General features: G+C 68.9%; 22 protein-coding genes. 13 read left to right on the top strand and 9 right to left on the bottom strand.

Annotated elements, in window-relative coordinates; translation table 11 throughout:
* The first annotated feature begins 76 nt into the window (after positions 1 to 76).
* Genes hemL through DB31_RS16630 form a run of 3 tightly spaced genes read left to right on the top strand, consistent with a single transcriptional unit; the run spans position 77 to position 3,623 of the window.
* Positions 77 to 1,363 carry a glutamate-1-semialdehyde 2,1-aminomutase gene (gene hemL / locus DB31_RS16640; RefSeq protein WP_044189906.1) on the top strand — a complete coding sequence of 429 codons (1,287 nt, stop codon included), beginning with the start codon at positions 77 to 79 and terminating at the stop codon, positions 1,361 to 1,363.
* Positions 1,356 to 2,744 carry a serine/threonine protein kinase gene (locus DB31_RS16635; RefSeq protein ID WP_205628523.1) on the top strand — a complete coding sequence of 463 codons (1,389 nt, stop codon included), beginning with the start codon at positions 1,356 to 1,358 and terminating at the stop codon, positions 2,742 to 2,744. The genes hemL and DB31_RS16635 overlap by 8 nt, the downstream gene beginning before the upstream one ends.
* Before the next feature lie 12 nt (positions 2,745 to 2,756).
* Positions 2,757 to 3,623 carry an alpha/beta hydrolase gene (locus DB31_RS16630; protein WP_044188631.1) on the top strand — a complete coding sequence of 289 codons (867 nt, stop codon included), beginning with the start codon at positions 2,757 to 2,759 and terminating at the stop codon, positions 3,621 to 3,623.
* Between the two features lie 16 nt (positions 3,624 to 3,639).
* Here DB31_RS16630 and DB31_RS16625 read toward each other — a convergent pair whose 3' ends face one another.
* Entirely contained in the window at positions 3,640 to 4,323 is a 684-nt protein-coding gene (locus tag DB31_RS16625) for an HAD hydrolase-like protein (RefSeq protein WP_044188629.1), read from the bottom strand.
* An 84-nt stretch (positions 4,324 to 4,407) separates the two neighbouring features.
* Here DB31_RS16625 and DB31_RS16620 point away from each other — a divergent pair, with 84 nt between their 5' ends.
* On the top strand, positions 4,408 to 5,355 hold the full coding sequence (locus tag DB31_RS16620) for a hypothetical protein (RefSeq protein ID WP_044188627.1): 948 nt from the start codon (positions 4,408 to 4,410) through the stop codon (positions 5,353 to 5,355).
* 17 nt (positions 5,356 to 5,372) lie between these two features.
* Here DB31_RS16620 and DB31_RS16615 read toward each other — a convergent pair whose 3' ends face one another.
* From DB31_RS16615 to DB31_RS16595, 4 genes are all read right to left on the bottom strand, one after another.
* Positions 5,373 to 6,521 (bottom strand): cytochrome c peroxidase, encoded by a 1,149-nt coding sequence (locus tag DB31_RS16615; protein WP_044188625.1) that lies wholly within the window; start codon positions 6,519 to 6,521, stop codon positions 5,373 to 5,375.
* 360 nt (positions 6,522 to 6,881) lie between these two features.
* Positions 6,882 to 9,722 (bottom strand): extracellular catalytic domain type 1 short-chain-length polyhydroxyalkanoate depolymerase, encoded by a 2,841-nt coding sequence (locus DB31_RS16605; protein ID WP_240486732.1) that lies wholly within the window; start codon positions 9,720 to 9,722, stop codon positions 6,882 to 6,884.
* Positions 9,723 to 9,931: 209 nt separating this feature from the next.
* Complete coding sequence (locus DB31_RS16600; protein ID WP_044188622.1) at positions 9,932 to 12,559, bottom strand: ATP-binding protein; 2,628 nt, start codon at positions 12,557 to 12,559, stop codon at positions 9,932 to 9,934.
* Between the two features lie 84 nt (positions 12,560 to 12,643).
* On the bottom strand, positions 12,644 to 13,141 hold the full coding sequence (locus DB31_RS16595) for a YbhB/YbcL family Raf kinase inhibitor-like protein (protein ID WP_044188621.1): 498 nt from the start codon (positions 13,139 to 13,141) through the stop codon (positions 12,644 to 12,646).
* A gap of 115 nt (positions 13,142 to 13,256) precedes the next feature.
* Here DB31_RS16595 and DB31_RS16590 point away from each other — a divergent pair, with 115 nt between their 5' ends.
* The 8 genes from DB31_RS16590 (at position 13,257) to ychF (ending at position 19,765) form a co-directional block, all read left to right on the top strand.
* The gene (locus tag DB31_RS16590) at positions 13,257 to 14,195 is read left to right on the top strand and encodes a hypothetical protein (protein ID WP_044188619.1); all 939 of its coding nucleotides are present in this window, start codon (positions 13,257 to 13,259) and stop codon (positions 14,193 to 14,195) included.
* 54 nt (positions 14,196 to 14,249) lie between these two features.
* Positions 14,250 to 15,668 (top strand): putative metal-binding motif-containing protein, encoded by a 1,419-nt coding sequence (locus DB31_RS16585; protein ID WP_044188616.1) that lies wholly within the window; start codon positions 14,250 to 14,252, stop codon positions 15,666 to 15,668.
* A 153-nt stretch (positions 15,669 to 15,821) separates the two neighbouring features.
* Positions 15,822 to 16,091, top strand: coding sequence for an AtpZ/AtpI family protein (locus DB31_RS16580; RefSeq protein WP_157232016.1), 270 nt, complete (start codon positions 15,822 to 15,824; stop codon positions 16,089 to 16,091).
* Entirely contained in the window at positions 16,088 to 16,486 is a 399-nt protein-coding gene (locus DB31_RS16575; RefSeq protein ID WP_044188610.1) for a hypothetical protein, read from the top strand. Before DB31_RS16580 ends, DB31_RS16575 begins: the two co-directional genes overlap by 4 nt.
* On the top strand, positions 16,486 to 17,550 hold the full coding sequence (gene atpB, locus DB31_RS16570) for a F0F1 ATP synthase subunit A (protein ID WP_044188608.1): 1,065 nt from the start codon (positions 16,486 to 16,488) through the stop codon (positions 17,548 to 17,550). The genes DB31_RS16575 and atpB overlap by 1 nt, the downstream gene beginning before the upstream one ends.
* Before the next feature lie 142 nt (positions 17,551 to 17,692).
* On the top strand, positions 17,693 to 17,923 hold the full coding sequence (locus DB31_RS16565) for an ATP synthase F0 subunit C (RefSeq protein ID WP_044188605.1): 231 nt from the start codon (positions 17,693 to 17,695) through the stop codon (positions 17,921 to 17,923).
* A 144-nt stretch (positions 17,924 to 18,067) separates the two neighbouring features.
* Positions 18,068 to 18,604, top strand: a complete 537-nt coding sequence (gene atpF / locus DB31_RS16560) for a F0F1 ATP synthase subunit B (RefSeq protein ID WP_052420017.1) — start codon at positions 18,068 to 18,070, stop codon at positions 18,602 to 18,604.
* A gap of 51 nt (positions 18,605 to 18,655) precedes the next feature.
* The gene (gene ychF / locus DB31_RS16555) at positions 18,656 to 19,765 is read left to right on the top strand and encodes a redox-regulated ATPase YchF (protein WP_044188601.1); all 1,110 of its coding nucleotides are present in this window, start codon (positions 18,656 to 18,658) and stop codon (positions 19,763 to 19,765) included.
* 6 nt (positions 19,766 to 19,771) lie between these two features.
* On the opposite strand, the gene DB31_RS16550 is transcribed toward ychF, so the two are convergent.
* The 4 genes from DB31_RS16550 to DB31_RS16535 form a co-directional block, all read right to left on the bottom strand.
* Positions 19,772 to 20,068, bottom strand: coding sequence for a hypothetical protein (locus DB31_RS16550; protein WP_052420016.1), 297 nt, complete (start codon positions 20,066 to 20,068; stop codon positions 19,772 to 19,774).
* A gap of 9 nt (positions 20,069 to 20,077) precedes the next feature.
* Entirely contained in the window at positions 20,078 to 20,818 is a 741-nt protein-coding gene (locus tag DB31_RS16545; RefSeq protein ID WP_157232015.1) for a hypothetical protein, read from the bottom strand.
* Between the two features lie 63 nt (positions 20,819 to 20,881).
* Positions 20,882 to 21,646: a hypothetical protein gene (locus DB31_RS44855; RefSeq protein WP_052420014.1), complete on the bottom strand. Its 765-nt coding sequence runs from the start codon at positions 21,644 to 21,646 to the stop codon at positions 20,882 to 20,884.
* A 134-nt stretch (positions 21,647 to 21,780) separates the two neighbouring features.
* Entirely contained in the window at positions 21,781 to 23,082 is a 1,302-nt protein-coding gene (locus DB31_RS16535; RefSeq protein WP_044188600.1) for a citrate synthase family protein, read from the bottom strand.
* A 178-nt stretch (positions 23,083 to 23,260) separates the two neighbouring features.
* On the opposite strand from DB31_RS16535, the gene DB31_RS16530 reads away from it, so the two are divergent.
* A complete protein-coding gene (locus DB31_RS16530; protein WP_044188598.1) occupies positions 23,261 to 23,761 on the top strand; it encodes a hypothetical protein in 501 nt (166 codons plus the stop codon).
* The last annotated feature ends 28 nt before the right edge of the window (positions 23,762 to 23,789 follow it).

The following is a 23,789-nucleotide window of genomic DNA, read 5'->3' as shown; positions in this document are numbered from 1 at the left end:
GGGAAGAGTTACAGCCGCCTCTTGACGAAGCACTGGCATTTCTTCCGGTTCCTTCGCGTGTGGTATGCAGCGCGACATGAACCACTCCCAGAGCAAGGCTCTCTTTACCCGCGCGCAGGAGCGCATCCCCGGCGGAGTGAACTCGCCCGTGCGCGCCTTCCGAGGCGTGGGAGGCGACCCCGTCTTCTTCCGCGAGGCCCAGGGCGCGTGGATGACGGATGTGGATGGCAACCGCTATGTGGATCTCGTGGGCAGCTGGGGTCCGCTCATCCTGGGGCACGCCTACCCGCCCGTGGTGGAGGCGATCATCGATGCGGCCCGCCGTGGCACCTCCTATGGCGCCCCCTCTCCGGGCGAGGTGGAACTGGCGGAGCTCATCTGCGCCACCGTGCCCAGCGTGGAGAAGGTGCGCCTGGTCTCCAGCGGCACCGAGGCCACCGTGGCGGCCATTCGCCTGGCGCGCGGCTTTACCGGCCGCGACTTCATCCTCAAGTTCGAGGGCTGCTTCCACGGCGCGGGCGATCCGTTCCTGGTGAAGGCGGGCAGCGGTGTGGAGACGCTGGGGCTGCCGGACTCGCCGGGCGTGCCGTCCGCGCTGGCGAAGCTCACCCTCACCGCGCCCTTCAATGACCTGGCGGCGGTGGAGCGCATCTTCGCGGAGAAGGGCAAGGAGATCGCCTGCGCCATCATCGAGCCGGTGGTGGGCAACATGGGCGTGCTCATCCCCAAGCTGAACTACCTGAAGGACCTCCAGGAGCTGTGCCGCAAGCACGGCGTGCTGCTGGTGCTGGACGAGGTGATGACGGGCTTCCGGCTCGCGCGCGGAGGGGCGCAGGAGCTGTACGGGCTGAAGCCGGACCTCTCGACGTTCGCGAAGGTGGCGGGCGGCGGCATGCCGCTGGGCGCGTACGGCGGGCGACGCGACATCATGGCGAAGATCGCGCCCGAGGGCCCCGTGTACCAGTCCGGCACGCTGTCGGGGAACCCGGTGGCGGTGGCTGCGGGTCTGGCGTGCCTCAAGGCGCTGGCGGCGCCGGGCACCTACAAGCGGCTGGAGCAGATCAGCGCCATGTTGGAGGAGGGGTTCGTGGCCGAGGCGAAGGCGGCCGGGGTGCCTGTCACCCTCAACCGCGTGGGCAGCATGTTCACCGTCTTCTTCACGGACAGCCCGGTGTACGACTACGCCAGCGCGAAGAAGGCGGACACGGCACGCTTCTCCAAGTTCTTCCACGCCATGCTGCACGAGGGCGTCTACCTGCCGCCGAGCCAGTTCGAGGCGGCCTTCGTCTCGCTGGCCATCGGCGAGCCGGAGGTGGCGCACATCCTCGGCGCGGCGAAGAAGGCCTTCCGCACTCTTGGCTAGTCCGCACGAGCCGGAGGCCCTGGACGGGCCCATCCGCTTCGGTCCCTACACCCTGTCGCGCCGCATCGGCGCGGGGGGTATGGGAGAGGTGTACCTGGCTCGCGAGGACTCGCCGCGCCGCGCGTGCGTGGTGAAGAAGGTGCTGCCGAGGCTGATGGAGAACAAGCAGTTCCTCGGCCGCTTCCGGGACGAGGCGCGGGTGGTGGTGCACCTGCAGCACCCCAACATCGCCCGGGTCTACGCCATGGGCGAGGCTGACGGGCAGGCCTACCTGGCCATGGAGTACGTGCAGGGCAAGACGCTCAGCCGGCTCGCCTACCGCATGCGCCAGCGCGGCAAGGCCATCCCGCTGGGCGCCATCCTGCAGATCGGCATCCGGCTCTGCGAGGGGCTCGCCTACGCGCACGATGCGAAGGATGGCTCGGGCCAGCCGCTGCACCTGGTGCACCGGGATCTGTCCCCCGCCAACATCTGCCTCTCCTATGACGGGGAGCTGAAGATCATCGACTTCGGCGCCTCGCAGTCCACGCTGAAGGAGCAGCAGACGGCGCCGCGGGTGGTCATCGGCAACCTGACGTACATGTCCCCGGAGCAGGCGCGGAAGAAGTTCGTGGATCGGCGCGCGGATGTGTACTCGGCGGGCGTGGTGCTGTGGGAGCTGATCACCTGGAGGTTCCTGCCGCAGAAGGGCGATCCGCTGGAGCGCTGGCGCAAGGCGGCCTACCCCAAGTGGGACGCGCCCAGCGTCGTGCGCCCGAGCGTGCCGCTGTCCGTGGATGCGGTGCTGATGAAGGCGCTCGCCACCGAGCCTGGGCAGCGCTTCCCCGACGCAGCGGCGCTCGGGGTGGAGCTGAAGCGGCTCAAGGAGAAGCTGGCGCCTCAGGTGGGCGACGCGGACGTGGCGCGGCTGATGCGCGAGGCCTTCGCCGAGGAGAAGACGCAGGAGGACGCGGTGCTCGCTGAGCTGCTGGAGAAGGAGCCCTCGCGAGCGCGCACCAAGCAGCTCGTCCCCGCCAAGCTCGCACCGCCCACCGCACTCGCGTTCGAGCACAGCGGCTTGGAGGCCCCCGAGGACTACGTCCCCGGAGAGGACGCGTCGATCTCGCTGGCTCGCAGAAAGGCGCAGCCCCAGTCCCGCAACGAGACCCGCGAGGCCCGCGTCAGCTTTGGCCTGGACGTCGCGGACGAGTCCAAGGTGGGCATGGTGGAGGCCTCGCGGCCGTCACTGTTGCGCGACATCGAGGGCGATGACGAGGGCCTGCTCCCCGAACCCGAGACCGGTGAGACGGACTATAGGCGGATGGGGTGGCTGGCGGTGGTCCTGTTCCTGGGGGCCTGCGCCGTGGGCTTCGGCGTGGTGTGGCTGCTCGCCCATTCCTAGAGCAGGACTCAGATGATCCGGATCAAGCGCGTGCTGATGACCTTCCTTGCGATTGTGGCGCTGGGCTACCTCGGGTTGATGGGGCTGGCCTTTGCCGTTCAGCGGTCCATCCTCTTCCCGGCGCCGCGCAGTGCGCTGCAGGAGCCACCCCAGCGGCTCGGTTTCCGAAGGTTGTCGCCGCCGGGTGGCCCCGTGGTGGACGTGCTGCACCTGCCTGCGGCACAGGGGCAGCCGACGATGGTGCACTTCCATGGCAATGGGGAGCAGATCTCTCACCTGGTGGAGCTGGGCGAGGCACTGCATGCGCACGGCCTGGGCTTCCTGGCCGTGGAGTACCCGGGCTACGCGACCAATCCGGGCACGCCCACCGAGCAGGGCCTGTACCAGGCCGCCGAGGTGGCGCTGGCGGACCTGCGCGCCTCGGGCGTGGGCCCTGAGTCCACGGTGCTGAGCAGCCGCAGCGTGGGCGGTGGCGTGGCGGTGGAGATGGCCAAGCGTGGCCACGGAGCGCGGATGGTGCTGCTGGCGCCGTTCACCTCGGTGGTGGACATGGCGAACCGGGCCTTCCCGTTCCTCCCCACCCGGCTGCTGGTGAGGGATCGCTTCGACAACGCGGCGAAGGCGCCCGGCATCCGCATTCCGGTGCTCATCCTTCACGGGGACCAGGACGAGATCATCCCCGTGGAGATGGGCCAGCGGCTGGGGCGTCTGTTCCCCCAGGCGACGATGGAGACCATCCCCGGCGCGCACCACAACGACTTGCTGGAGCAGACGTGGCCCGCGCTCGTGGATCGCGTCGCCGCGTTTGCACGAGGCGGCTCCAGTGGAGCCTCACCCGAGGGCTCGCAGGGCAAGCCCCCGGACGCCGTGGCTCAGTAGATCTGCATCCAGTCCATCAAAAGGAAGCCGCGGGCGGGTGCGCGCGCAGCCAGCTCACGAACTCCGCGGGGCTGGCGCAGACCACGGCGGCGCCCGCGTCGAGCAGCTCTTCCCGAGAGCCGTACCCGTAAGCCACTCCCACTGGCACGAGCCCATTCTTCCGGGCGGCGCGGACGTCCTGGGCTCGATCCCCCACCATGATGCATGAGGCCGCATCGAGCCCCTCTTGCTTCAGCGCGTGCTCGAGCAGCTCCGCCTTGTTGTCGAAGCGCCCATCCAGCTCGGCGCCATACACGTGGGAGAAGAAGGGGCTCAGGCCGAAGTGCTCGATGATGCGCTCGGCGTAGACGCGGGCCTTGGACGTCGCCACGAAGAGCCGCCGGCTCTCCTCCCCGAGCGCTCGCAACATGCCCGGCACTTCGGCGTAGACCTGGTTCTCGAAGGCACCCTCGGTGGCGTAGCGCTCCCGGAAGAGCGACACCCCCTGCTCGATGAGGAGCTGATCCTGTGTCGCGAGCAGCGTGGCGAACCCCTCACGCAGCGGCGGGCCGATGAACGGCGCCAGCTCGGCCGCGGGCGGCACCGGCCGTCCGAGCTTCGAGAGGGCATGTTGGAAGCATGCGGTGATGCCCTCGAACGGGTCGGTGAGCGTCCCGTCCAGGTCGAAGAAGATCGCGTTCCGGGGGGCTATCGTGTTCATCGCGCTCGCATTGAGAGAGTCCCTGCGTGTCCGCGAACGGATAGCAGGCTTGGGCGCCCATGGGTGATACGAGACAGGGCCCACATGAACCCTCCGCGCCTCACCTTCTTCTGCGAGCTGGGAGCCGAGCCCTTGCAGGCCCTCTTCGCGGACCCGGCCGTACTCGAGCACCTCGTGGCGCTGGGGGCCTCCGTGAGCCTGGGCCTGCTGGACCTGAGGGAGGAGCGGGCGGCCGTGGTGCGGCGGCTCCACACTGCGGGGGTGCCCGTCATCGCCTGGCAGTTGCTGCCCACCGAGCAGGGCTACTGGTTCAACCTGGACAACGCGCCCCAGGGCCTCGCGCGCTACGAGGCCTTCCGCCAGTGGACGGCAGAGCACGGCCTGCAGTGGGACGGAGTGGGCTTGGACATCGAGCCGGATCTGGCGGAGCTGCGGCGGCTGCTCGCCCAGCGCTGGCGCTACGTGCCAGTGCTCTTCCGGAGACTGCGGCGAGGCGAGCAGCTGCGCCAGGCTCGCGAGGCTTACCAGGGACTGGTGGCGCGCATCCGGGCGGATGGCTACCGGGTGGACACGTACCAGCTCCCGCTCATCGTCGACGAGCGCGAGGCGGGCTCCACCCTGCTGCAGCGGCTGCTCGGCGTGGTGGACCTGTCCGCGGATCGCGAGGTGCTGATGCTCTACTCCAGCTTCGTGCGCCCGCATGGCGCGGGCCTGCTGGAGAGCTACGGCGCTCAGGCCCGCTCCATCGGCGTGGGCAGCACCGGCGGCGGAGTGGAGCTGCCGGGCGCGGGCGCGGCGCCACCGTTGTCCTGGGAGGAGCTCTCCGGCGACCTGCGGCGGGCGCGGCGCCTGTGCGCGGACCTGCACGTGTTCAGCCTGGAGGGGTGCGTGGAGCAGGGGTTCTTGGCCCGGCTCCGGGACTTCGACTGGCGCGAGCCGGCGGGGGCTGAAAACACAACGGCCCGGCGCATGGAGTTCATGCGCCGGGCCGCGAGGAGCGTCCTGTGGGCCTGCGCGGGGGGGACGCGCTGAGGCCCGACGTTCGGGGACTAGAGCAGCTTCATGTAAGCCGTGATGTCGGTCAGATCCTGCTGCGTGTAGGGGATGCCGGCCACGTCCATCAGCATCTTGTACTGCTGGGTGATCTGCTCGATGGTCTTCGCGGAGTTGTCGTGGAAGTACGGCGCGCTGTTCTTCAGGTTGCGCAGCGACACCATCTTGAACAGGCCGGCCATCTGCGGCACGCCCGTCACCAGCATCTGGCCCGGGTCAGGCGACATCACGTGGGCCTCGGTGCCGTCCGGATTCTTGACGATGTACTCGCGCACGGGGTTCTGCGCCACGTTGAGCTCGGACACCAGCGCGCTGCCGAAGTGGAAGCCCGCCGGCAGGCCCATGGGGTTGAACTGCGAGGTCTCGTTGAGCAGCGCGCCGAAGTGGCAGCCACCGCACAGGCCCGTCTCGGCGAAGAACGCCTTGCCGCGCTTCTCGGACTCGGTCTTGCCCGTGGGCAGCGCCGGCGCCTTGCCGGTCAGCGCGTAGTCAAACGTCTGCTTCGAGGAGAACAGCGCCTTCTCGAAGTCCACCAGGGCGTTCAGCTCCGTCTGGTTGGGCGCCCGCTTGGCCTGGGCGTGGCCCGCGATGGCGTGCTGGGCCTGCAGCTGCAGCGTCGGCTCACGGCCGTCCCACATGATGGCCGGGTCGAACCGCGGGCTGTCGAACGTGCTGGGGATGGCGCGGCGCAGCTTCACGGTGCGCGCCGTGGGGTTGTCAGCCAGCCGCACGTTCGCCGGCAGGTCGATGTCCACCGTCACCGTCGCGTGGGTGAGCAGCTGCTTGTAGCTGGCGCCCGTGCCGTCATCGCTGTCGATGGGGCGGAACAGGGGGTCCTTCTTGTTCTTGGCGTAGATGGCCTGCGCCTGCGCGGGCGTCAGGCCGCCGTTGGCCAGCGTGTGGCAGGTGGCGCAGGTGCGGCCGTTGCCGTTGAAGGTCTCCTTGGTGAACAGGTACGCGCCGAGCACCGTGCTGCCCAGCGTCGCCTGCTGCTCCGCATCCCACGTCTCGTCCGTCGTGGTCTCATCATCGATGACCGGCTGCTCGTCCGGAGCTGTCTCGCCCCCACAGCCGGCGGCAGCCAGCATCATGAAGGAGCTCAGAGTCATTGCCTGCAGGCGCTTCAGCGTGAACGGGTTCATCATGGGGGTCTCTCCTCCCCAACGGGGGCGAGTGGGGCTCGTGTCTCCCTTAAGCACCCCTCATGCCAACTCTCGGTCTCCGAGAATCCCCCCGCAAACAGCTGAAACGACTCATTCTCACAACGCGTTAAGCCCCATGTAGGTTTTTTGGCCACGAGACACGGCTGCTCCACCGCGTTTTAGAGAGAATGTAAGTCTACCCCCCTGAATCCGGTGAGCCTCGAAATTCCCTCGTGAAAACAAGAACTTACGACCGAATCGAGAAAACCTTGAACAGTGGATAATCCACGCTCCAGCCCTGTCCTGTTTTCGGACAGGGCCGGAATCCGTTTGGGATCAGACGCTGATCAGACAGTGCGGGGGCTACTTGTACTCCACGGTGAGGACGGCGCCGGAGCCCTCGGTGAGGAAGAGGTAGCGGGTGCCGGTGGGGTTCAGCGAGAAGCGGAGCCGGGCCTGCGTCTTGCCGGTCTTGTTGATGGCGGCCAGGCCCGAGGTGTTGAAGTCCGTGGAGCTCTGAGCGCCGGTGGTGAACTTGACCATGTCGGCCACGTCGGTGGCGGTGGCGGTGGCGGTGAAGTCCGACGTCTCGGTGGTGGCTGCGCCGAAGGTGCCGTTCTTCAGATCAAGGGTGAGGGTGTTGCCCGTGGGGTCCGCCCAGGGGTCTCCCGAGGCCGAGGACAGCGTCACCTTCAGTGAGGCCCGGACAATCGTGGCCGTGTCCGGGAGCGCGGAGGTGTCGAAGGAGAAGAAGGCGCGGTTGAGCAGCGCGTCGGCGCCCTTGCCGAGGGCCGGGGTGGAGAAGGTGCCCACCGCAGCGGAGGAGCCGTCCGCGTTGGCCTTCACGTAGCCATCCTCCGCCGCGATGCTGGCGAAGGTGGCGGTGGTGGTGCCTCCGGCGGCGTTGCTCACGGTGATGGAGGTGTCGTTGTCGGTGCTGATGTTGTTGGCCGCGTCGTAGGCCTTGGCCATGAGTGTGTGGGTGCCATTGGCCACGAGGGCGGTGTTCCAGGTGAAGACGAAGGGCGAGGCGGTGTCGGTCTCCGCCAGCGCGCCGTCCACGTAGAACTCCACCTTGCTGATGCCGGAGCTGTCCGAGGCGCTGGCCGTCACGTCCACCGTGCCGCTGAGGGTGGCGCTGGCGGCGGGGGCCGTCACGTTCACGGTGGGGGCGCTCACGTCGAGCGCCGTGGAGGGCGGGCCCACGGTGATGCTGTCCACCCAGGCCTTGGCGCGGCTGGTGGTAGAGCCGGTGTCCGTGGCGGTGACGATGAACTTCAGCGTCACGGCGCGGCCCGCGTACGCGGACAAGTCGATGTTCGCGCGCTGCGTCCAGGTGGACTCGGCGAGGGCGCCCAGGCCGCTCTTGGTGGCGGAGTCCACCACATGGTCGGTGCCATCATTGAGGACGACCCTGAAGCTGGCCGAGGCGGAGATGTTGGCGCCGTACAGGTCCAGCTTGCGCCAGTAGGTGAGGCGCGGGTTGGAGCTCAGGGTGAGGCTGACGGTGGCCGTCTTGGTAACGGTGTTGAAGGCAGGCACGGCCGAGCCGAGGATGGACTTGCTGCCGGTGGTGCCCGTCTGGTCGCTGGCGTCCAGCGCCCACTCCGTCAGGGTCCATCCGGCCTTGTCCGGGCCGTTGTTGGAGAAGCGCTCGACGAAGTTCACCGAGTTCTGATCCACCGTCACCGTCACCGAGGGGGCGGTGGCGCTGTTGCCCGCCGCGTCATAGGCCCGCGCGGTGAGCGAGTGGCTGCCGGCGGCATACGAGGTGGTGTTCCAGCTGAAGACATAGGGGCCTGCCTGCTGTGCGGAGACGCCCTGGCCTACAACGGTGCCGTCGATGAGGAACTCGACCTTCGTCACACCGGTGTCATCCGAGGCGGTGGCGGTGATGTCCACCGCGCCCGCGACGGTGGAGCCGTGGGTGGGGAAGGTGATGCTCACGGTGGGGGCGGTGGTGTCGGAGATGCCGCCGGAGACGTTGACGGAGATGGAGGCGGAGGTGGCGGTGTTTCCGGCCGCGTCATGGGCCTTGGCCACCAGCACGTGGGTGCCGTTGGTGGCGGCGGCGCTGTTCCACGCGTAGGCGTAGGGCGAGGCCGTGTCGGTTCCCACCAGGGTGTTGTCGATGAAGAACTCCACTTTGGAGACGCCCACGTTGTCCGAGGCGCTGGCCGTCACCTGCACGGTGCCACTCACGCTGGCGTTATTGGCGGGTGCGGTGAGGCTGACGGAGGGCGCGGCCGTGTCGGAGTTGTCGAGCCCGAAGAACTTCGCCACCTGCCACGTAGAGCAGATGTCCGTGTCGAGCACGTAGGCGCCCGCGGTGCCGCACGCCACACTGGTGCCGGGGAACTTGGTGGCCGGATCAATGGCGGTGCCGTGGCCCATGCCGGTGATGGCGTACGTCTCCACCAGGGCCTTGCCGGCCGCGTCCTGGTAGACCTTGTGGGGGTAGCCGGCGACGGTGTCGCTGACGTCCGCCGTCATGTCGATGCCGTGGACCGCCGTCCACTGCTCCACCCCCTCCGTCTGGTTGGTGTTCTTCACCACGTAGTCGGAGGTGCCGTGCCAGAGGGACATGCGCGGATAGCTGCCCGTGTAGCCAGAGTAGGCGCCCTTCACCAAATCCCTCCAGGCCGTGGGCGTCTTGTCCACGCCTGGGCTCATGCAGGTGAAGGCGTCCGTCATGGAGGTGGCGCACTTGTACGGGATGCCCGCCATCACCGCGCCGGCGGAGAAGACGTCCGGGTAGGTGGCGGCCATCACGTGCGTCATGGCGGCGCCAGCGGACAGGCCGGTGACGAAGACGCGGCTGGCGTCGATGGAGTGCGCCGCCTTCATGGCGTCCACCATCTGCTTGATGGAGAGCGCCTCGCCCTGGCCCCGGGTGATGTCGCCCGGCTCGAACCAGTTGAAGCAGGCGTTCTGGTTGTTGCTGCTCACCTGCTCCGGGTAGACGACGTAGAACTTGAGGATGTCGGCCAGCGCCGTCCACCCGGTGGCCTCATACGCCGCCGCCGTCTGTGTACAGCCGTGCATGGCGACCACCAGCGGCGCGTTGGCCGGCATGTTCGCGGGCACGTACTTGTACATCCTCAGCGCGCCCGGGTTGGTGCCGAAGCCAGTCACCGCCGTGAGCCGGCTCTGGACCTGCGCCACCTCGGGTGCTTCTTCCAGCGGCGCGTCGGCCGGAGCCATGGCTTCGCATCCAAAGACAGACAAAACCAGGAGTCCGCAGGCGAGACTTCCAAGACGCTGCTTGCGCATGAGCCCTCTCTTCTTGTGGGGGAGGGCGAGCAAGGTAGACTCCGCGTGAAAAATGATCACTTGAAAACTGAATCAAACATCAACTGCATCGCAGCTGTGATGACGACGCATTGAGTCGATGGTTGTTTTGTCCTGATGCGTCACGCGCCCGCGGGCAGGAGCGTGAGCGTGGCCCCGGGCTCGCAGGGCAGGTAGAGGCGGAAGGTGGTGCCTTGGCCGGGCTCGGACTCGAGCGCCACGTGGCCGGAGTGGGACTCGACGATGCGCTTGACGATGGCCAGCCCGAGCCCGGTGCCCTTGGCCTTGGTGGTGAAGAAGGGCTCGAAGATGCGGGCGCGCAGGTCCGCGGGGATGCCGGGGCCCGTGTCGGTGAACTCCAACAGCACCTCGGTGCGGGCGGCGCGGCGCACGGTGACGCGCAGCGTGCCGCCCTTCGGCATGGCCTGCACGGCGTTGAGCGCGATGTTGAGGAAGGCCTGGCGGATCATCCGCTCGTCCACCAGCACTGGCACCAGGGCCTCGACGAACCACGCCACCTCCACCGGGCCGGTGGCATCCGCCAGCGCCGCGTTCACCGACTCCTCCAGCATCCGCTGCAGCGGCACGGGCGTGGGCGACGGCGAGGGCGGGCGTGCGAAGTCCAGCAGATCATCCACGATGCGGTTGAGCCGTTCCGCCTCCTCGCCGACGATGTCCACCATGTGCAGCGCGGGGTGCTCGGCGCCGATGAGGCGGCGGATATAGGAGACGGAGTTGAAGATGGCGCCCAGGGGGTTGCGCACCTCGTGGGCCACCACGGCGGCCAGTTCGCCCAGGGCCGCGAGCCGCTCGCGCTGCACGAGCTGCTCCTGGGTGCGGGCCAGCTCCGCGTAGCTCTTCTTGAGGTCCTCGATGAGGCGGGCCTGCTCCAGCGCCAGCGCGAGCTGGTTGGTGATGGCGGAGGCGCGCTCCACCTCGGAGTCCGTGAAGCGGCGCGGCCCGCTCGTCTCGGTGATGAAGGCCACGCCGATGACGCGCTCGCGGACCACCAGCGGGAGCACCAGCCCGGCGGTGACGCCCATGAGGGTGCGGCCCACCGGGTGGAGGCCGGGCTCCTTGCCCGCGTCCTCCATGATGATGGGCATGCGCGTGTGGAACGCCTTGACGGCGAGCGAGTTGTCGGGCGGCCACAGCGGCAGCTCGTACCCGAGCAGCTCCATCTTGTGGACGGCGGCCCGGAGCTCCAGCCGCTGGCTCCTGGCATCCAGCAGGAAGAGGAACGCATCCGGGGCGCGGGCGATGAGCGCCAGGCCCTCCACGCCGATGCGCATCAGCAGGTCCATCTCCACGGTGGCCACCATGTTGCGGCCCACCTCGTGGATGAGGGCCAAGTCATCGGCGCGGCGGCGCACCTCGGTGAGGAGCCGGTGGGACTCTGTGGCGGCGGCGAAGTGGGCGCCCATGGCCTGGAGGGTTTCGCGCTCCAGGTGGGTGAGGCCGCGGCGCTTGCGGAAGGCGACCATGAGCGTGCCCACCAGCCGCGAGCGCACGCGCAGCGGCACCACCGCCACGGTGGAGTAGCCCAGGCGCTCCATGTGCTCGCGCGTCAGGCCGGTGGAGGACTCCACCTCGAGCACCAGGGCCGAGCCCTGCTCCATGGCCTGGCCGGAGAGGCTGCCGCGCGTGGGCATGCGGCCGTAGTAGTCCGCGCCCTGCACGTCCAGCCCCTGGGCATGCACCAGCTCCATCTCCTCGGAGCCGTCCCTGCGCAGGAAGAGGCCCAGGGCGTCGCAGTCCAGCAGGCGGGTGATTTCCTTGGCGCCGGGGCCGAAGAAGTCCCGGGGCTCCTGGGCGGTGGCGGCCGTGGAGGCCAGGCGGTTGAGCGCGGCCAGGGAGGTGTTCTGCGCGGAGAGCTGGGAGATGGTGAGCGCCGCGTCGAGCGCCGCGGACACCTGGGCGCCGAAGAGCCGCAGCGGGGGCAGCTCCTCCTCGCGCAGCCAGGGCGCCGCCACCACGAGCACCGCGCGGCGCATGCCGCTCACCTCGATGCGCACCCCAATCACGTGGAGCCCCGCCTCCTTCAGGCGGGACTGCACCTCGTCGGAGATTTCACCCTTGGCGAAGCGCGAGGCCTCCACGGCGAACTCGGCGTCATAGGCCGAGCCCTCCTTCCACGTCCGCTCCAGCAGCGGGGACCAGGAGCCCGTCAGCCGCAGGCCCTCGGCCCAGGCGCTGCTCGCCGGCTCCTGGGAGAACTCGGGGGGGACGTAGAGCCGCTCCAGCAGCGCCTGGTCTCCCAGGGGCATCACGTAGGCGAAGGTGAACCCCAGCTCGGCGAGCCCATCGAAGACACGGGTGAGCACCTCCTGCTCGGTGCGCATGCCGGGCAGCCCGGCGCCGAGCTCCGCCATGCGCTGGAGCACGGAGCGGTGGTGGGCGCGGGCGCTCACGTCGCGCAGGAGCACGACGGCGTCCTGGCCCTCGATGGTGACGGAGATCTCCAGCCGCCGCTGCTCGCCCGCGGGCGTCCTCAGGGTGAACTCGTAGACGGCGGGGACCTGCTCACCGCGCATGCGGCGCAGGTGCCGGTCTGCCAGGAATTCGTTGCCTGGGCGGAGGGAGACCACCTCCGCGACGGTGCGCCCCAGCAGCTCGTCGGGCTTGCGTCCCAGCAGCTCCAGCAGGGACGCGTTGGCGTAGACGAACCGTCCCTCACGGATAACTCCCAGTCCGAGAGGCAGGGCGTCGAAGTGACGGTATTGCGCGCCGGCTTCGGAGGACGTCGTCACGAGCCAGGACCATTGCACCCTCGGCGCATGGAGGGAAGACACCCGCCCTCCCGGATGCTGGCCGGGAGGGAAGGCGGCGGTGGATCAGGCGCTGACGTGGGGGTGGGTCTTCTCGTAGGTGCCGATCAGCTCTGCCTCGGCGAGCACGTGGCCCCGGATGGCGGCCAGGAACTGGGCGCGGGTGGGCGAGCCCAGGTCTGCCAGCACGGTATCCAACGCATACAGGCGGTAAAAATAGCGATGACGGCCGATGGGGGGACAGGGCCCTCCGTAGCCCGGCCGCTGCCAGTCATTGAGGCCCTCATGGGAGCCGGGGGGGAGGGTGTCCGGGCTGGCGCCCTCCGGGAGGCCTCGGGTGCCAGGTGGGAGATTGTAGAGGATCCAGTGGCACCAGGTGCGCTGGGGGTGCCGAGGGTCGGGGGCATCCGGGTCCTCGACCATGAGGGCCAGGCTGCGGGTGCCGGGTGGGACTTCGCCCCAGTTCAGGGGCGGGGCCTTGTCCTCTCCCTCGGCGGTGAAGGCGATGGGGATGGGGTCGCCATCCCGGAAGCGGGGTGAGGTGAGGTGGAGCGGCTTCGCCATGGAGTCCTCCTTCGTGCGCAAGCGTCCAGGGTGAAGCTGGCGATGGGACGGGGGTGGTGGCGACTCTTGGAGGAGAGAGGCGAGGGCTCGCGCCGTTGGTCTAGAGTCAGGCCCCGTGAAGACGCTCCTGCGCCTGCTTCCGCTGCTGGTTGCCTTGCCTGTATCCGCCGCCGAGCGGCTTGCGGTGCGAGTCCTCGATGGGGGCGGGCTGGGTTCCACGGAGGCGCAGCTCGTGCTGGGCGCGGGGGCGGAGCTGGCCCGCGAGCTGACGGCCCTCACGGTGAGTCCGGTGTCGGGCCTGTCCCGGAAGTGCGGAGATGAAGCCTGCCTGCGCGCGATGCTCTCGGAGGTGAAGGCCGAGCAGGGCCTGTTCCTGACGGTGACGCCCGCGCGGAAGGGCACGGTCGACGTGGAGGCCACGTGGGTGGATGGGGCAGGGGGCGCGGCAGTGCGGCGCCGGGTGCCGGGGGCGTCGACGGCGGATCTGAAGGGAGCCCTGAGGCCAGGGGTGGCGGCGCTGGTGCCCGGGTTCGTGCGCAAGGGGTGGGGCGGGCTGGTGGTGGAGGCGGACGCCGCGCGCCTGCGGGTGGATGGACGGGCGCAGACTTCCTCGGGGCCGGTGGTGCCGGTGACGGCGGGGCCGCACGAGGTGGATCTGTTGTTGCCGTCGGGCGAGGCGGCTCTGTCGCGTGAGTGGGTGCCCGAGGGCGCCCGGCTGCGCCTGACGCCTCCCGGGCAGACGGCAGGGGGCGTGATGGGCACAGCGGCTCGGGGCAAGGGGCTGCGGGTGGCCTCCTATGTGACGTTCAGCGTGGGGGCGGTGGCGCTGGCGGGCTCGTTGGTGGCGGGGGGGCTGTCGCGCAATGCAATCAAAGGAGTGGAGCCGTGCATGGACGCGGGCCGGATGTGCTCCCGGTTTCCGGAGGCGCAGGCGGCGTATGACAAGTCAGACCGCTACGCGCGCACGGGCAATGTGCTGCTCGGCGCGGGCGGGGGGCTGAGCGCCGTGGGCGTGGGCCTCTTCGTCTTCGACCTGGTGTCCTCGGACGATTAAGGGGACACCTCAAGTCGGGTACCATGGGCGCCCCCACAGGAGTCTCCGGCGCCCATGTCCACCTCTCCGCAACGCCTTGCCCGCTTCGCGCTCTTCGTCCTCGGCGTGAGCCTCGCGCTCGCGGGCGCCTGCTATGAGGCGCCTCGGCAGGACGGCTACTACCGCTGCTCGGATGACTCCGAGTGTGGGGAGGGCGGCCTCGTCTGTGATGACGGCGTCTGCTGCTCCGAGCGGGGCACTCCGCTCTGCCTCGCCCGGGTGCTGGATGGCGGTACCTGTGCCGACGGTGGCACCGCCACCCGCTACTTCCGGGATGAGGACGAGGACGGCTACGGCAACCTCACCCAGCCCACCCTCCGCTGCGCTCTGCCCGAGTCCATCCGCGTCGTCACCAACTCGGACGACTGCAACGACAACCCCGCGGCCGGTGGCAGCCTCTTCTTCCCCGGCGCGCCCGAGCAGTGCGATGGCCTCGACAACGACTGCGATGGCCAGTTCGACGAGGGCTTCGACGGAGGCGTCTACTACCGCGACGAGGACAATGACGGCTATGGCGACACGGCCCAGCCGCGCATCCTGTGCAGGCCCTCCGCGGGCTACGTGGCCGCTCCGGACGACTGCCAGCCGCTCAACCCTCGCGTCTATCCAGGAGCTCCGGAAGAGTGCAACAACGCCGACGACGACTGCGACAGCTACGCCGACGAGGGAGTCACGGAGACGTGGTACCGCGACGCGGACGGTGACGGCTTCGGCCGCCAGGACATGAGGCAGCAGGCGTGCGTGCAACCCCCTGGCTATGTCGCCAACTCCGCCGACTGTGACGACCTCAACGCCCTGAACAACCCGGACGCGTTGGACGTGTGCGACGGCGTGGACAACAACTGCAGGAGCGGGGTGGATGAGCGCCCGGACTGTGGCGGCCCCGCGGATCTGCTGCTGCTGGCCTCCACGGGCGCTCGCGGCGCGGTGGACACCCGCGCCAACTTCAGCGGCCTGAACCCCAGCTGCCTCCGGTTCTGGGATGGGGGCCTGCCTGAGTCCTTCTCCGCCAGCAATGTGTGGAGCGGCTCGCGCCCCACCTCGCATGCGGCCTGGTTCGAGGCGCCCGGCACCTGGGACCTGACGCGCGCCAACAACAACCTGGCCGTCCGGTTCGATCACCGCATGGCCGGCAACGGGAACCCTCCCTGGTCTCCCCACCGCCAGCCGGTGATCATCCTGTGCAGTGAGAGCGGATTTGCCCGCTACGTGCCGGCCATGGATGGGGGCACCAACCCCCTGCTTCCCTATGCCGGCGTCGAGGTGAACACCGTGCTCCCCATCGGCCGGGGTAGCGCGGGGGGGTGGATCGAGCGCAGCAATGCCTTGGACCTGCGGCACGTCAAGCGGGTGGAGATCCTCATCGAGCCCAGCGATGCGGGCACCCCGAACGTTTCGTTTGACGTCAACTTCATCAAGCTGGGCTTCCAGTAGCCCCAACCCTGGCTGGTGCCGGTTTGGCCCCTACCGAGCGGTAGCGATTGCACACGCCGCGCCTTCAGTGCTAAGCGGCGCGCGCGCGTGGATCGGTGGGCGGGGCGTGGGGGTGGAAACCTGAGGTTTTCCCGGGAGTTGGTGAGGCGGCCGATGGCAGAGGAGCCCCGGAAGCCGGGTCAGAAGGGCCAGAGGGACCAGGAACTGGGCTCGACCGCCCGGCAGATGCAGGAGGCGATGCCCTACATCTCCGCGGTCTGGAAGATGGTGGGCGGGGCGGTGGTGGGCGTGCTGGGCGGGCTGTTGCTGGACCGGTGGCTGGGGACGAAGCCCTGGCTGCTGGTGGTGTTGAGCGTGGTGGGGATCTCGGTGGGCTTCTATGGGTTCCTCCGTGAGATGAACCGGCTGGGGAAGAAGAAGTGAAGGACGGGGCTGGGGAGACCTTCCAGAACCACGCGGCGGTGGCGGTAGGGGTGGCGGTGGTGGGAATCGCGCTGGCGGCGGCGCTGCCGCAGACGCCGGAGAACCGGTGGCCAGCGCTGGTGGGCACGGTGTTGGCGTCGGTGACCGGGGCGGTGTCCCTGGTGTTCAAGCGGCGGGCGGTGCAACGCAGCCTCTCGGCGGCGTTGAAGGTGGTGGGCCTGGTGTTCGCGCTCCGGGCGGTGGCGGTGGCGGCGGGGCTGTACGCGATGGTGTCGCGGGGAATGGGGCCGTGGGGGTTCGTCGCCGGATTCTTCGGCGTCTACCTGGTGCTGCAGGTGGTGGAGTTCAGTTACCTGATCGCCGCGTCCAAGGATGCGGCGGGCGGAGACAAGTGATGCGCAAGGCAATGGTCCTGATCGCCAGTCTGTTCGCGGGCGCGGTGTTCGCCTCCGGGGCGGAGCCTGCCGAGGGCGGCGCGGAGCACGAGAAGCCGAACGTGGCGGAGTACATCCTCCACCACGTGTCGGACTCGCCCGAGTACGAGTTCGAAATCCCCCTGAGCGATCACCACAAGGTCATCCACCTGCCGCAGATCCTCATCCCCCTGAAGGAGGGGGCCTGCACGGTGCCGGGCGCCGAGCACGGCGATGTGCCCTCCGAGGGCCATGGAGCGGCGCACCCGGGCCTGAGCCAGGGCTGCCTGGACCTCTCCATCACCAAGCACACGTTGATGATGTTCCTGTCGGCGGCGCTGCTGGTGGGCTCCATCCTCATCTGGAGCAACCGCGACAAGACCAAGCTGGTGCCGCGCGGGGCGGGCGCCAACCTCTTCGAGATGCTGGTGGTGTTCGTCCGGGACGAGCTGGCCATCAAGAACATTGGTGAGAAGGAGGGCCCGCGCTACGTGCCCTACCTGCTCACGGCGTTCTTCTTCATCCTCTTCATGAACCTGCTGGGCCTGTTCCCCTGGATGGCGACGGCCACGGGCAACATCGCCGTCACCTGCGCCCTGGCCCTGCTCACCTTCATCGTCACCCAGGCGGCCGCCATCCGCGCGGCGGGCATTGGCGGGTACCTGGCCCACCTGACGGGCGGCGTGGCCTGGTGGCTGTGGCCCATCATGATTCCGGTGGAAATCCTGGGCCTGTTCACCAAGCCCTTCGCCCTCACGATGCGTCTCTTCGCCAACATGCTGGCGGGCCACATCGTCATCTTCTTCCTGCTGGGCCTCATCTTCCTGATGGGCAGCGCGGCGGTGGGCCTGGTGGCCGTGCCCTTCGCCATGGGCATCTACTTCCTGGAGCTCTTCGTCGCCTTCGTGCAGGCCTACGTGTTCACCATGCTCTCGGCCCTCTTCATCGGCATGGGCGTGGCGCAGGGCCACCAGCATGACCACGCGCACGGCGAAGAGCACCCCGAGGGCGCTCACAACCACGACCACGGCCGCGCTCACGGCTAGTCACCCCAGTTAGCGGGGCACCCGGTAGCCACGGGGCCCCGGTCAGAACCCGGCGGTTCGAAAGGCCGCCGGAGGTAGTCCAAAAGGGAATCACGACCCCCCCACTAAGAGGGTCCTACCTCACGAAAGAAGAAGTGCTTCCATGACCAACCTTGCTCTCGCGTTCCTGGCCGCCGGTATCGGCGCTGGCCTCTCCATCATCGGCGCCGCCCTCGGCATCGGTAAGCTCGCCGCCGCCGCCATGGAGGCCACGGGCCGTCAGCCCGCCGCCGGTGGCGACATCCGCACCTCCATGATCATCGCCGCGGCCCTCATCGAAGGCGCCACGCTGTTCGCGCTGGTGATCTGCATCCTGCTGGCCACCAAGACCTAAGCAGGATTCTCCCCGGCCGGCGCTCGCACCCCGCGGGCGCCGTGCCTCAGGCCCGCTCCGCTTCGGGAGCCTCGGCCTTCAGCAGGTTGAAGTCAGCAGTCCTCTCGCAGTCCCCTCCTTTCCTTCTCGCGAAGGATGAACCCGATGAACACCCTCCTCCTCGCCGCCAGCTTCCTGGAGGTCCGCCCGGGCCTCATCTTCTGGACCCTCATCACCTTCGCCCTCGTGTTCTTCGTGCTGCGCTGGAAGGCCTGGGGCCCCATCCTCTCCCTGGTCGAGGAGCGCGAGAAGCAGATCGCCAACGCCATCGAGAGCGCCAAGAAGGAGCGCGCCGAGGCCGAGAAGCTCCTGGCGGACCAGAAGACGGCCATCGCCGAGGCCCGCCGTGAGGCCGCGGAGATGATGCGCAAGAACCAGCAGGACGTGGAGAAGTACCGCGAGGAGCTGATGGCCAAGAGCCGCAAGGAGGCCGAGGAGTTCAAGGCCCAGGCTCGCCGCGAGATTGAGGACCAGAAGGCCAAGGCGATTGCCGAGGTCCGCTCCATGGCGGTGGACCTGGCCATGGAGGTGGCGGGCAAGCTCATCTCCGAGCGGATGGATGACGCCAAGCACCGCGCGCTGGCCGAGCAGTTCGTCAAGGGCCTGCCGGCGCCCGCCAGCAACCCCTCCACGCGCGCCTAGTCCGGCTCGCCGGGAAGCGGCCCGCCGCCCGCGCTGTTCCAAGGAACCGTCATGGGTCTCTCCATTGGTATCGTCGGGCTGCCCAACGTGGGCAAGTCCACCCTCTTCAACGCCCTGTCCGCCGCCGGCGCGCAGGCGGCCAACTACCCGTTCTGCACCATCGAGCCGAACGTGGGCGTGGTCCCCGTGCCGGACGAGCGGCTGGACAAGCTGTCGGCCCTCATCAAGCCGCTGAAGAAGGTGCCCACCTCGCTGGAGTTCGTGGACATCGCCGGCCTGGTGCGCGGCGCCTCCAAGGGCGAGGGCCTGGGCAACCAGTTCCTGGCCAACATCCGCCAGGTGGACGCGGTGCTGCACGTGCTGCGCTGCTTCGAGGACGAGAACGTCACCCACGTGGAAGGCGGCGTGAGCCCGGTGCGGGACCGGGACGTGGTGGACACGGAGCTGTGCCTCAAGGACCTGGAGACGGTGGAGAAGCGCCGCGAGCGCGCCCAGCGCAACGCGAAGATGGGCGGCAAGGCCGGTGATGAGGCCAAGGCGGAGCTGGCGCTGCTGGACAAGATCAAGGCCGGGCTGGACAACGCCATCACCGTTCGCGGGCAGAAGCTCAACGAGGAGGAGCACGCGGCCATCCGCGAGCTGTTCCTGCTGACGGACAAGCCGGTGCTGTACGTGGCGAACATCGCCGAGAACCAGATCGGCAAGGAAGATGAGTCGCCGCACGTGCGCGCGGTGAAGGAGATGGCGGCGAAGGAGGGCGCGGAGGTGGTGGTGCTGGCCGCGGCCATGGAGGCGGAGATCCAGCAGCTGCCCGAGGAGGAGCGTTCGGGCTTCCTGGAGAGCGCCGGGCTGAAGGAGCCGGGTCTGCACCGGGTGGTGCGCGCGGGCTACAAGCTCTTGGGCCTGTGGACGTACTTCACGGTGGGCGAGCAGGAGTGCCGGGCCTGGACGATTCACAAGGGCTTCAAGGCCCCGCAGGCCGCGGGCGTCATCCACACGGACTTCGAGCGCGGCTTCATCAAGGCCGAGGTGATGCGCTACGAGGACCTGATCAAGCTCGGCAGCGAGGCGGCCGTGAAGGAGAAGGGCCTGCTGCGCGTGGAAGGCAAGGAGTACGTCGTCCAGGACGGCGACTGCATGCACTTCCGCTTCAACGTGTAGCGCCGCTCACCCCAGCCGGATGCCGCGCTTCTGGAGGTAGAACCAGAACGCGGTGACGGCGATGGTGATGAAGGTGTTGAGGATGGCGGAGCGCTTGTGCCGCCCCTCGGGATCCGGGAAGCGCACCGCGAGCGTCCACTCGGCCACCAGCCGCAGGATGAAGAACGCGCCGATGAGCGCGAACCCGAGCCACGGTGGGCCCACGCTCTTTCGCGCCAGGGTCACCACCGCGCCGAGCAGGGCCGCGGTGCCGAGCATCCGCAAGATGAGCAGCCAGGGGGGGTAAAAGCGCCTCTCTTCCATGGCCCCACCCTATTGCGCGGCGGGCTCGAGGACGACGCGAATCGTGTCGTAATAGAGCGAGGTCGTGCTCTCGTAACCAGAGTCCGTGCCCACGAACAGCCAGAGTGTTCCCTGGGCGTCGCTGGTGACGCGGAGCGGTCGGCTCCGGTTGTCGCGGGTGATGGGGCGGTAGGGCGGGTTCGTGCAGTCCGTCGAGCCGTTGGCGATGTCTCCCACCATGACGGCGTTGGCTCCCTCGCTCGCCTGGTTTCCCTTGTCCACGTTGAGCGCGTAGTGGCCGCGGGAGTCCAGGACCCGGTCCGGCTGGACCGGGGCCGCGCCGGCCTTCACGAAGACGCTCTCACCCGGCGAGCCGCCCACGCCCACGCAGCCCGTGGGCCCGTTGCTGACCAGCTCCAGCTCGAAGGTGACGGCGTAGGGGGTGCTCGGGAGCAGCCCCGTGACGGGGGTGGTGATGAACATGAACAGGTCATCGCTCGGGTTCCTCCCCGAGACGAAGAGCGCGCCGCCTGGGAGGCCGGTCTCGGTGGGGAGCGCTCTGCGCTCGACCAGGAAGCCAACGTCATTGACCTGGCTCGACGCGAGGTCCGTGAAGTTGCCGGTCCAGTCCTGCGTGCCCGAGTCGAAGGTGAAGAGCAGGTCGCGGCGGCCGGTGCCATCGTCTGGCTCGTCGAGCGCACCCGAGCAGCCGGACGACAGGCCCAGGAGCAAGCTGGCGAGCATGAGGGAGCGGAGGGAGAGAGCAGCCAAGAGAATCCTCCAGAGCGGGCGAGCCCGATTTCGTCTCCTTGGACGGGCCAAGCCCGCTCGAATTCAGGAGGGCTCCAGCACCACGTGGATGACGTCGTAGTAGAGCTCGGTGGTTCCGAAGTATTCCGAGTCCGTGCCCACGAACAGCCACAGCCGGCCATTGGCGTCCGTGGTGATGCGGAGCGGGTTGCCCACGTTGTCGCGGGTGATGATCCGATACGGTGTGTTGAAGCACTGCTCCGAGTCGGTGGCGATGTCCCCCAGGGTCTGCGCGTTCTCGCCGCCCACCGACTGGTTGCCCTTGTCCACGTTGAGGCGGACCTGCTGCGTGTTCGTGTCCGTCACGGCAGCGGGCTGCACGAGCGAGGCGCCCACCTTGAGGAACACGTCCTCGCCCGGTGAGCCGTTCACGCTCGGGCAGCGGCGAGGGGCGTTGCTGGCCAGCTCCACCTCGAAGGTGAGCGCGTAGGGCGTGTTCGGCTTCAGCCGGCTCACCTGCTGCGTGATGAACGTGAACAGGTCATCGCTCACGTTCGTGCTCGAGACGAACATCGCGCCGCTCTGCCGGTCCGTCCCCACGGGGGTCGTGTCTCGCCGGAGGATGAAGTGGATGTTCTGCGGGTCCTGGCCGGCCGCGAAGTCTGAATAGCCCCCGGTCCAGTTGGACTGATCAGGGTCGAACGCGAAGGTCAGGTCGCGGCGGCCACTGTCATTCTCGGGGAGGGGCTCCACGCCCTCGCCTGGCTCGATCGTGTCCAAGCAGGCGAGCGGAGCGCCCAGCAGCACCAGCACCAACGGGAGGGAGTTCAGACGAGGGACGCGGAACATGGAGGCGAATCTTCCTGTCAGGGCACCAAGAGGGGAGGGAGCGCCGTTTAACGCTGCCCGCGAGTGTCCGCCACCGCTCGATGTCCGCCGCTTCGTGACCATCCGTGAACGCTCGCTGCGTGAGGCCGTGAGCGCTACGGCTCGGGTGCGACACCTCGGGGAGGAGGCTCCACGTACCTCGCGCGGGGGCGCAGGAGGTGGCCCTGCTCACGCTGCTCCAGGACGTGGGCCACCCAGCCCGCGCCGCGTCCCACTGCGAACACTGCGGCCGCTGCTCCCGGTGGCAGCCCCAGTGCCGCGGACAGCGCCACCAGCCCGAAGTCGATGGTGGGCAGAGGGTGCCCGGCCTCGCCCATGGCCTCGGCGACGGCTCGCACCACCCGCACCGCCGCAGGCTCCGGACGCACAGCCCAGGCTGCCTCCAACAGGGGAGGCGTGCGGGGATCACCCTTCGGATAGAGCGGGTGGCCAAAGCCCGGCACGGACTCGCCTCGGCGCAGCCGCTCGCGCACCACCGTGGCAGCGCGCTCGGGGTGGCCGGCCTCCTGCATCAGCGCCTCGATGCGATCGCAGGAGCCTCCATGCCGTGGGCCTGACAATGCCGCCAGCGCCGCGCCCACGCATGCGTACAGGTCCGCGCCCGAGGAGGCCACCACGCGCGCCGTGAAGGCCGACACGTTCAGCTCGTGGTCCGCGCACAGCACCAGCGCCCGGTCCAGCGGCCCCGCTGCCTTCTTCACCTCCACGCCCCACGCGCGTGCCAGAGAGGCCGCCACAGTGTCTTCCTTCAACGCCTGGGCGACTCGCGAGGCGCCTCGGACTCCGCCCACCCAGGCTCCCAGATGGCGCAAGAGACGCCGGGCTCGCAGCCGCTCCTGCTCGGGGGGTGAGGCGAAGCGCGCCGCGTCCGAAGCTCCCAGCAGTGGCACCAGGGCTGACAAGGCCGTGAGGGGTGGAGCGTCCCGTGGCAGCAGCCCCAAGATCGAAGAAGGGGGGAAGGGCAGCTCCAGCGCGGGCCAGCGGACGGGTGCGGAGGGCAGCTCACCCGTCCACAGCAGCTCCGCCACCTGCTCGAAGGAACATCCCTGCACCGCCAGCTCCACCGCCAGGTGCTTGCGGTACTCCAGCCCCTCCGGGCTGATGCGGGAGATGGAGGAGTCGATCACCGGCTCACCCCAGCGCAGGGCTGCCGAGGCCACTGCCGCATGGCCCGCCCGTGCATCATGCCGGGTCTTCAGCCGCTCCAGGTCCATGCGGACGTAGCGGTTCTCCTTGGTGCCCGCTTCGGGGACACAGCGCACGAGCCCACGGCTCACATAGGTGTAGAGCGTTGCCCGCTTCACCCCCAGCAGCTCCGCCGCTTCGGCGGCTGTCAGCAGATCCTCATGTCGATCGCTGAATCGAGATTGAGAACGGCCATCTCTCCGCTTCACCATGTCCTCAGTGCTCCTTGGGAGGGATTCTCGACTCGACTCGATGAACTGTCGAGATGAACCCCCGAGGTGGATTCCTGGAGCAGCACGGAGCCCTGCGCCGCCAGGGTGTGTCGGCTGCTGGAGGCTCCTACGCTCGTCGCGCCCCCCTTGTGAGCGCGAGAGCGGTAGGGTGCGTGCCATGGCCTCCCAGATCGACACACTCGCCCGAGAGCGCCTCTTGAAGGACCGCTCGGCCGCCGCCGAGGTCATCGTCCCAGGCGAGCCTCCGCACGTGGCGCTCCTGCGCCTGTGTGACGCGGGCCTGCTTCACGGAGGCCTCTCGGTGGCGTTGGGCGTCCGCCCGGATGAGCTCGTCGGTCCACTCACGCTGGCCATGGGCGGCGCGGCCCGGAGCTTCAAGCTCGTGGATGTCCGCGAGCGCGGCACGCTGGAACTGCACGTGCTGGTGGGCGAACTCACCGAGCGCTGGGAGGTGGAGGACCTGAGCGCGCTGGTGCACAACCTGAATGATCTCTACCGCGAGGCGCCGGACGTGCGCGCCATCGCCGTGCTCGGCGAGTGGGCGGACTCGCTCCAGTTGCTGTGCGTGGACAAGCGCTCGGTGTCCCGGCTGCTGCGCCAGCCCTTCTTCGCTCCTATGAACGCGCGGTCCCTCCAGAGCCTCACAGAGAGTGCCTGACGGCTGCTCCGAGCCCCGTGGGAAGATG

The organism is Hyalangium minutum, from assembly GCF_000737315.1.
GTDB classification, from domain to species: Bacteria; Myxococcota; Myxococcia; order Myxococcales; family Myxococcaceae; genus Hyalangium; species Hyalangium minutum.
This window is presented reverse-complemented; position numbering and strand designations above follow the sequence as displayed.

What these genes read in the sequence shown, in the direction of transcription:
- hemL (WP_044189906.1), top strand. Translation starts at nt 77, where the DNA reads ATGAACCACTCCCAGAGCAAGGCTCTCTTTACCCGCGCGCAGGAGCGC.
- DB31_RS16630 (WP_044188631.1), top strand. Translation starts at nt 2,757, where the DNA reads ATGATCCGGATCAAGCGCGTGCTGATGACCTTCCTTGCGATTGTGGCG.
- DB31_RS16625 (WP_044188629.1), bottom strand. Translation starts at nt 4,323, where the DNA reads ATGAACACGATAGCCCCCCGGAACGCGATCTTCTTCGACCTGGACGGG.
- DB31_RS16620 (WP_044188627.1), top strand. Translation starts at nt 4,408, where the DNA reads ATGAACCCTCCGCGCCTCACCTTCTTCTGCGAGCTGGGAGCCGAGCCC.
- DB31_RS16615 (WP_044188625.1), bottom strand. Translation starts at nt 6,521, where the DNA reads ATGATGAACCCGTTCACGCTGAAGCGCCTGCAGGCAATGACTCTGAGC.
- DB31_RS16605 (WP_240486732.1), bottom strand. Translation starts at nt 9,722, where the DNA reads ATGGCTCCGGCCGACGCGCCGCTGGAAGAAGCACCCGAGGTGGCGCAG.
- DB31_RS16595 (WP_044188621.1), bottom strand. Translation starts at nt 13,141, where the DNA reads ATGGCGAAGCCGCTCCACCTCACCTCACCCCGCTTCCGGGATGGCGAC.
- DB31_RS16585 (WP_044188616.1), top strand. Translation starts at nt 14,250, where the DNA reads ATGTCCACCTCTCCGCAACGCCTTGCCCGCTTCGCGCTCTTCGTCCTC.
- DB31_RS16580 (WP_157232016.1), top strand. Translation starts at nt 15,822, where the DNA reads ATGGCAGAGGAGCCCCGGAAGCCGGGTCAGAAGGGCCAGAGGGACCAG.
- atpB (WP_044188608.1), top strand. Translation starts at nt 16,486, where the DNA reads ATGCGCAAGGCAATGGTCCTGATCGCCAGTCTGTTCGCGGGCGCGGTG.
- DB31_RS16565 (WP_044188605.1), top strand. Translation starts at nt 17,693, where the DNA reads ATGACCAACCTTGCTCTCGCGTTCCTGGCCGCCGGTATCGGCGCTGGC.
- atpF (WP_052420017.1), top strand. Translation starts at nt 18,068, where the DNA reads ATGAACACCCTCCTCCTCGCCGCCAGCTTCCTGGAGGTCCGCCCGGGC.
- ychF (WP_044188601.1), top strand. Translation starts at nt 18,656, where the DNA reads ATGGGTCTCTCCATTGGTATCGTCGGGCTGCCCAACGTGGGCAAGTCC.
- DB31_RS16550 (WP_052420016.1), bottom strand. Translation starts at nt 20,068, where the DNA reads ATGGAAGAGAGGCGCTTTTACCCCCCCTGGCTGCTCATCTTGCGGATG.
- DB31_RS44855 (WP_052420014.1), bottom strand. Translation starts at nt 21,646, where the DNA reads ATGTTCCGCGTCCCTCGTCTGAACTCCCTCCCGTTGGTGCTGGTGCTG.
- DB31_RS16535 (WP_044188600.1), bottom strand. Translation starts at nt 23,082, where the DNA reads ATGGTGAAGCGGAGAGATGGCCGTTCTCAATCTCGATTCAGCGATCGA.
- DB31_RS16530 (WP_044188598.1), top strand. Translation starts at nt 23,261, where the DNA reads ATGGCCTCCCAGATCGACACACTCGCCCGAGAGCGCCTCTTGAAGGAC.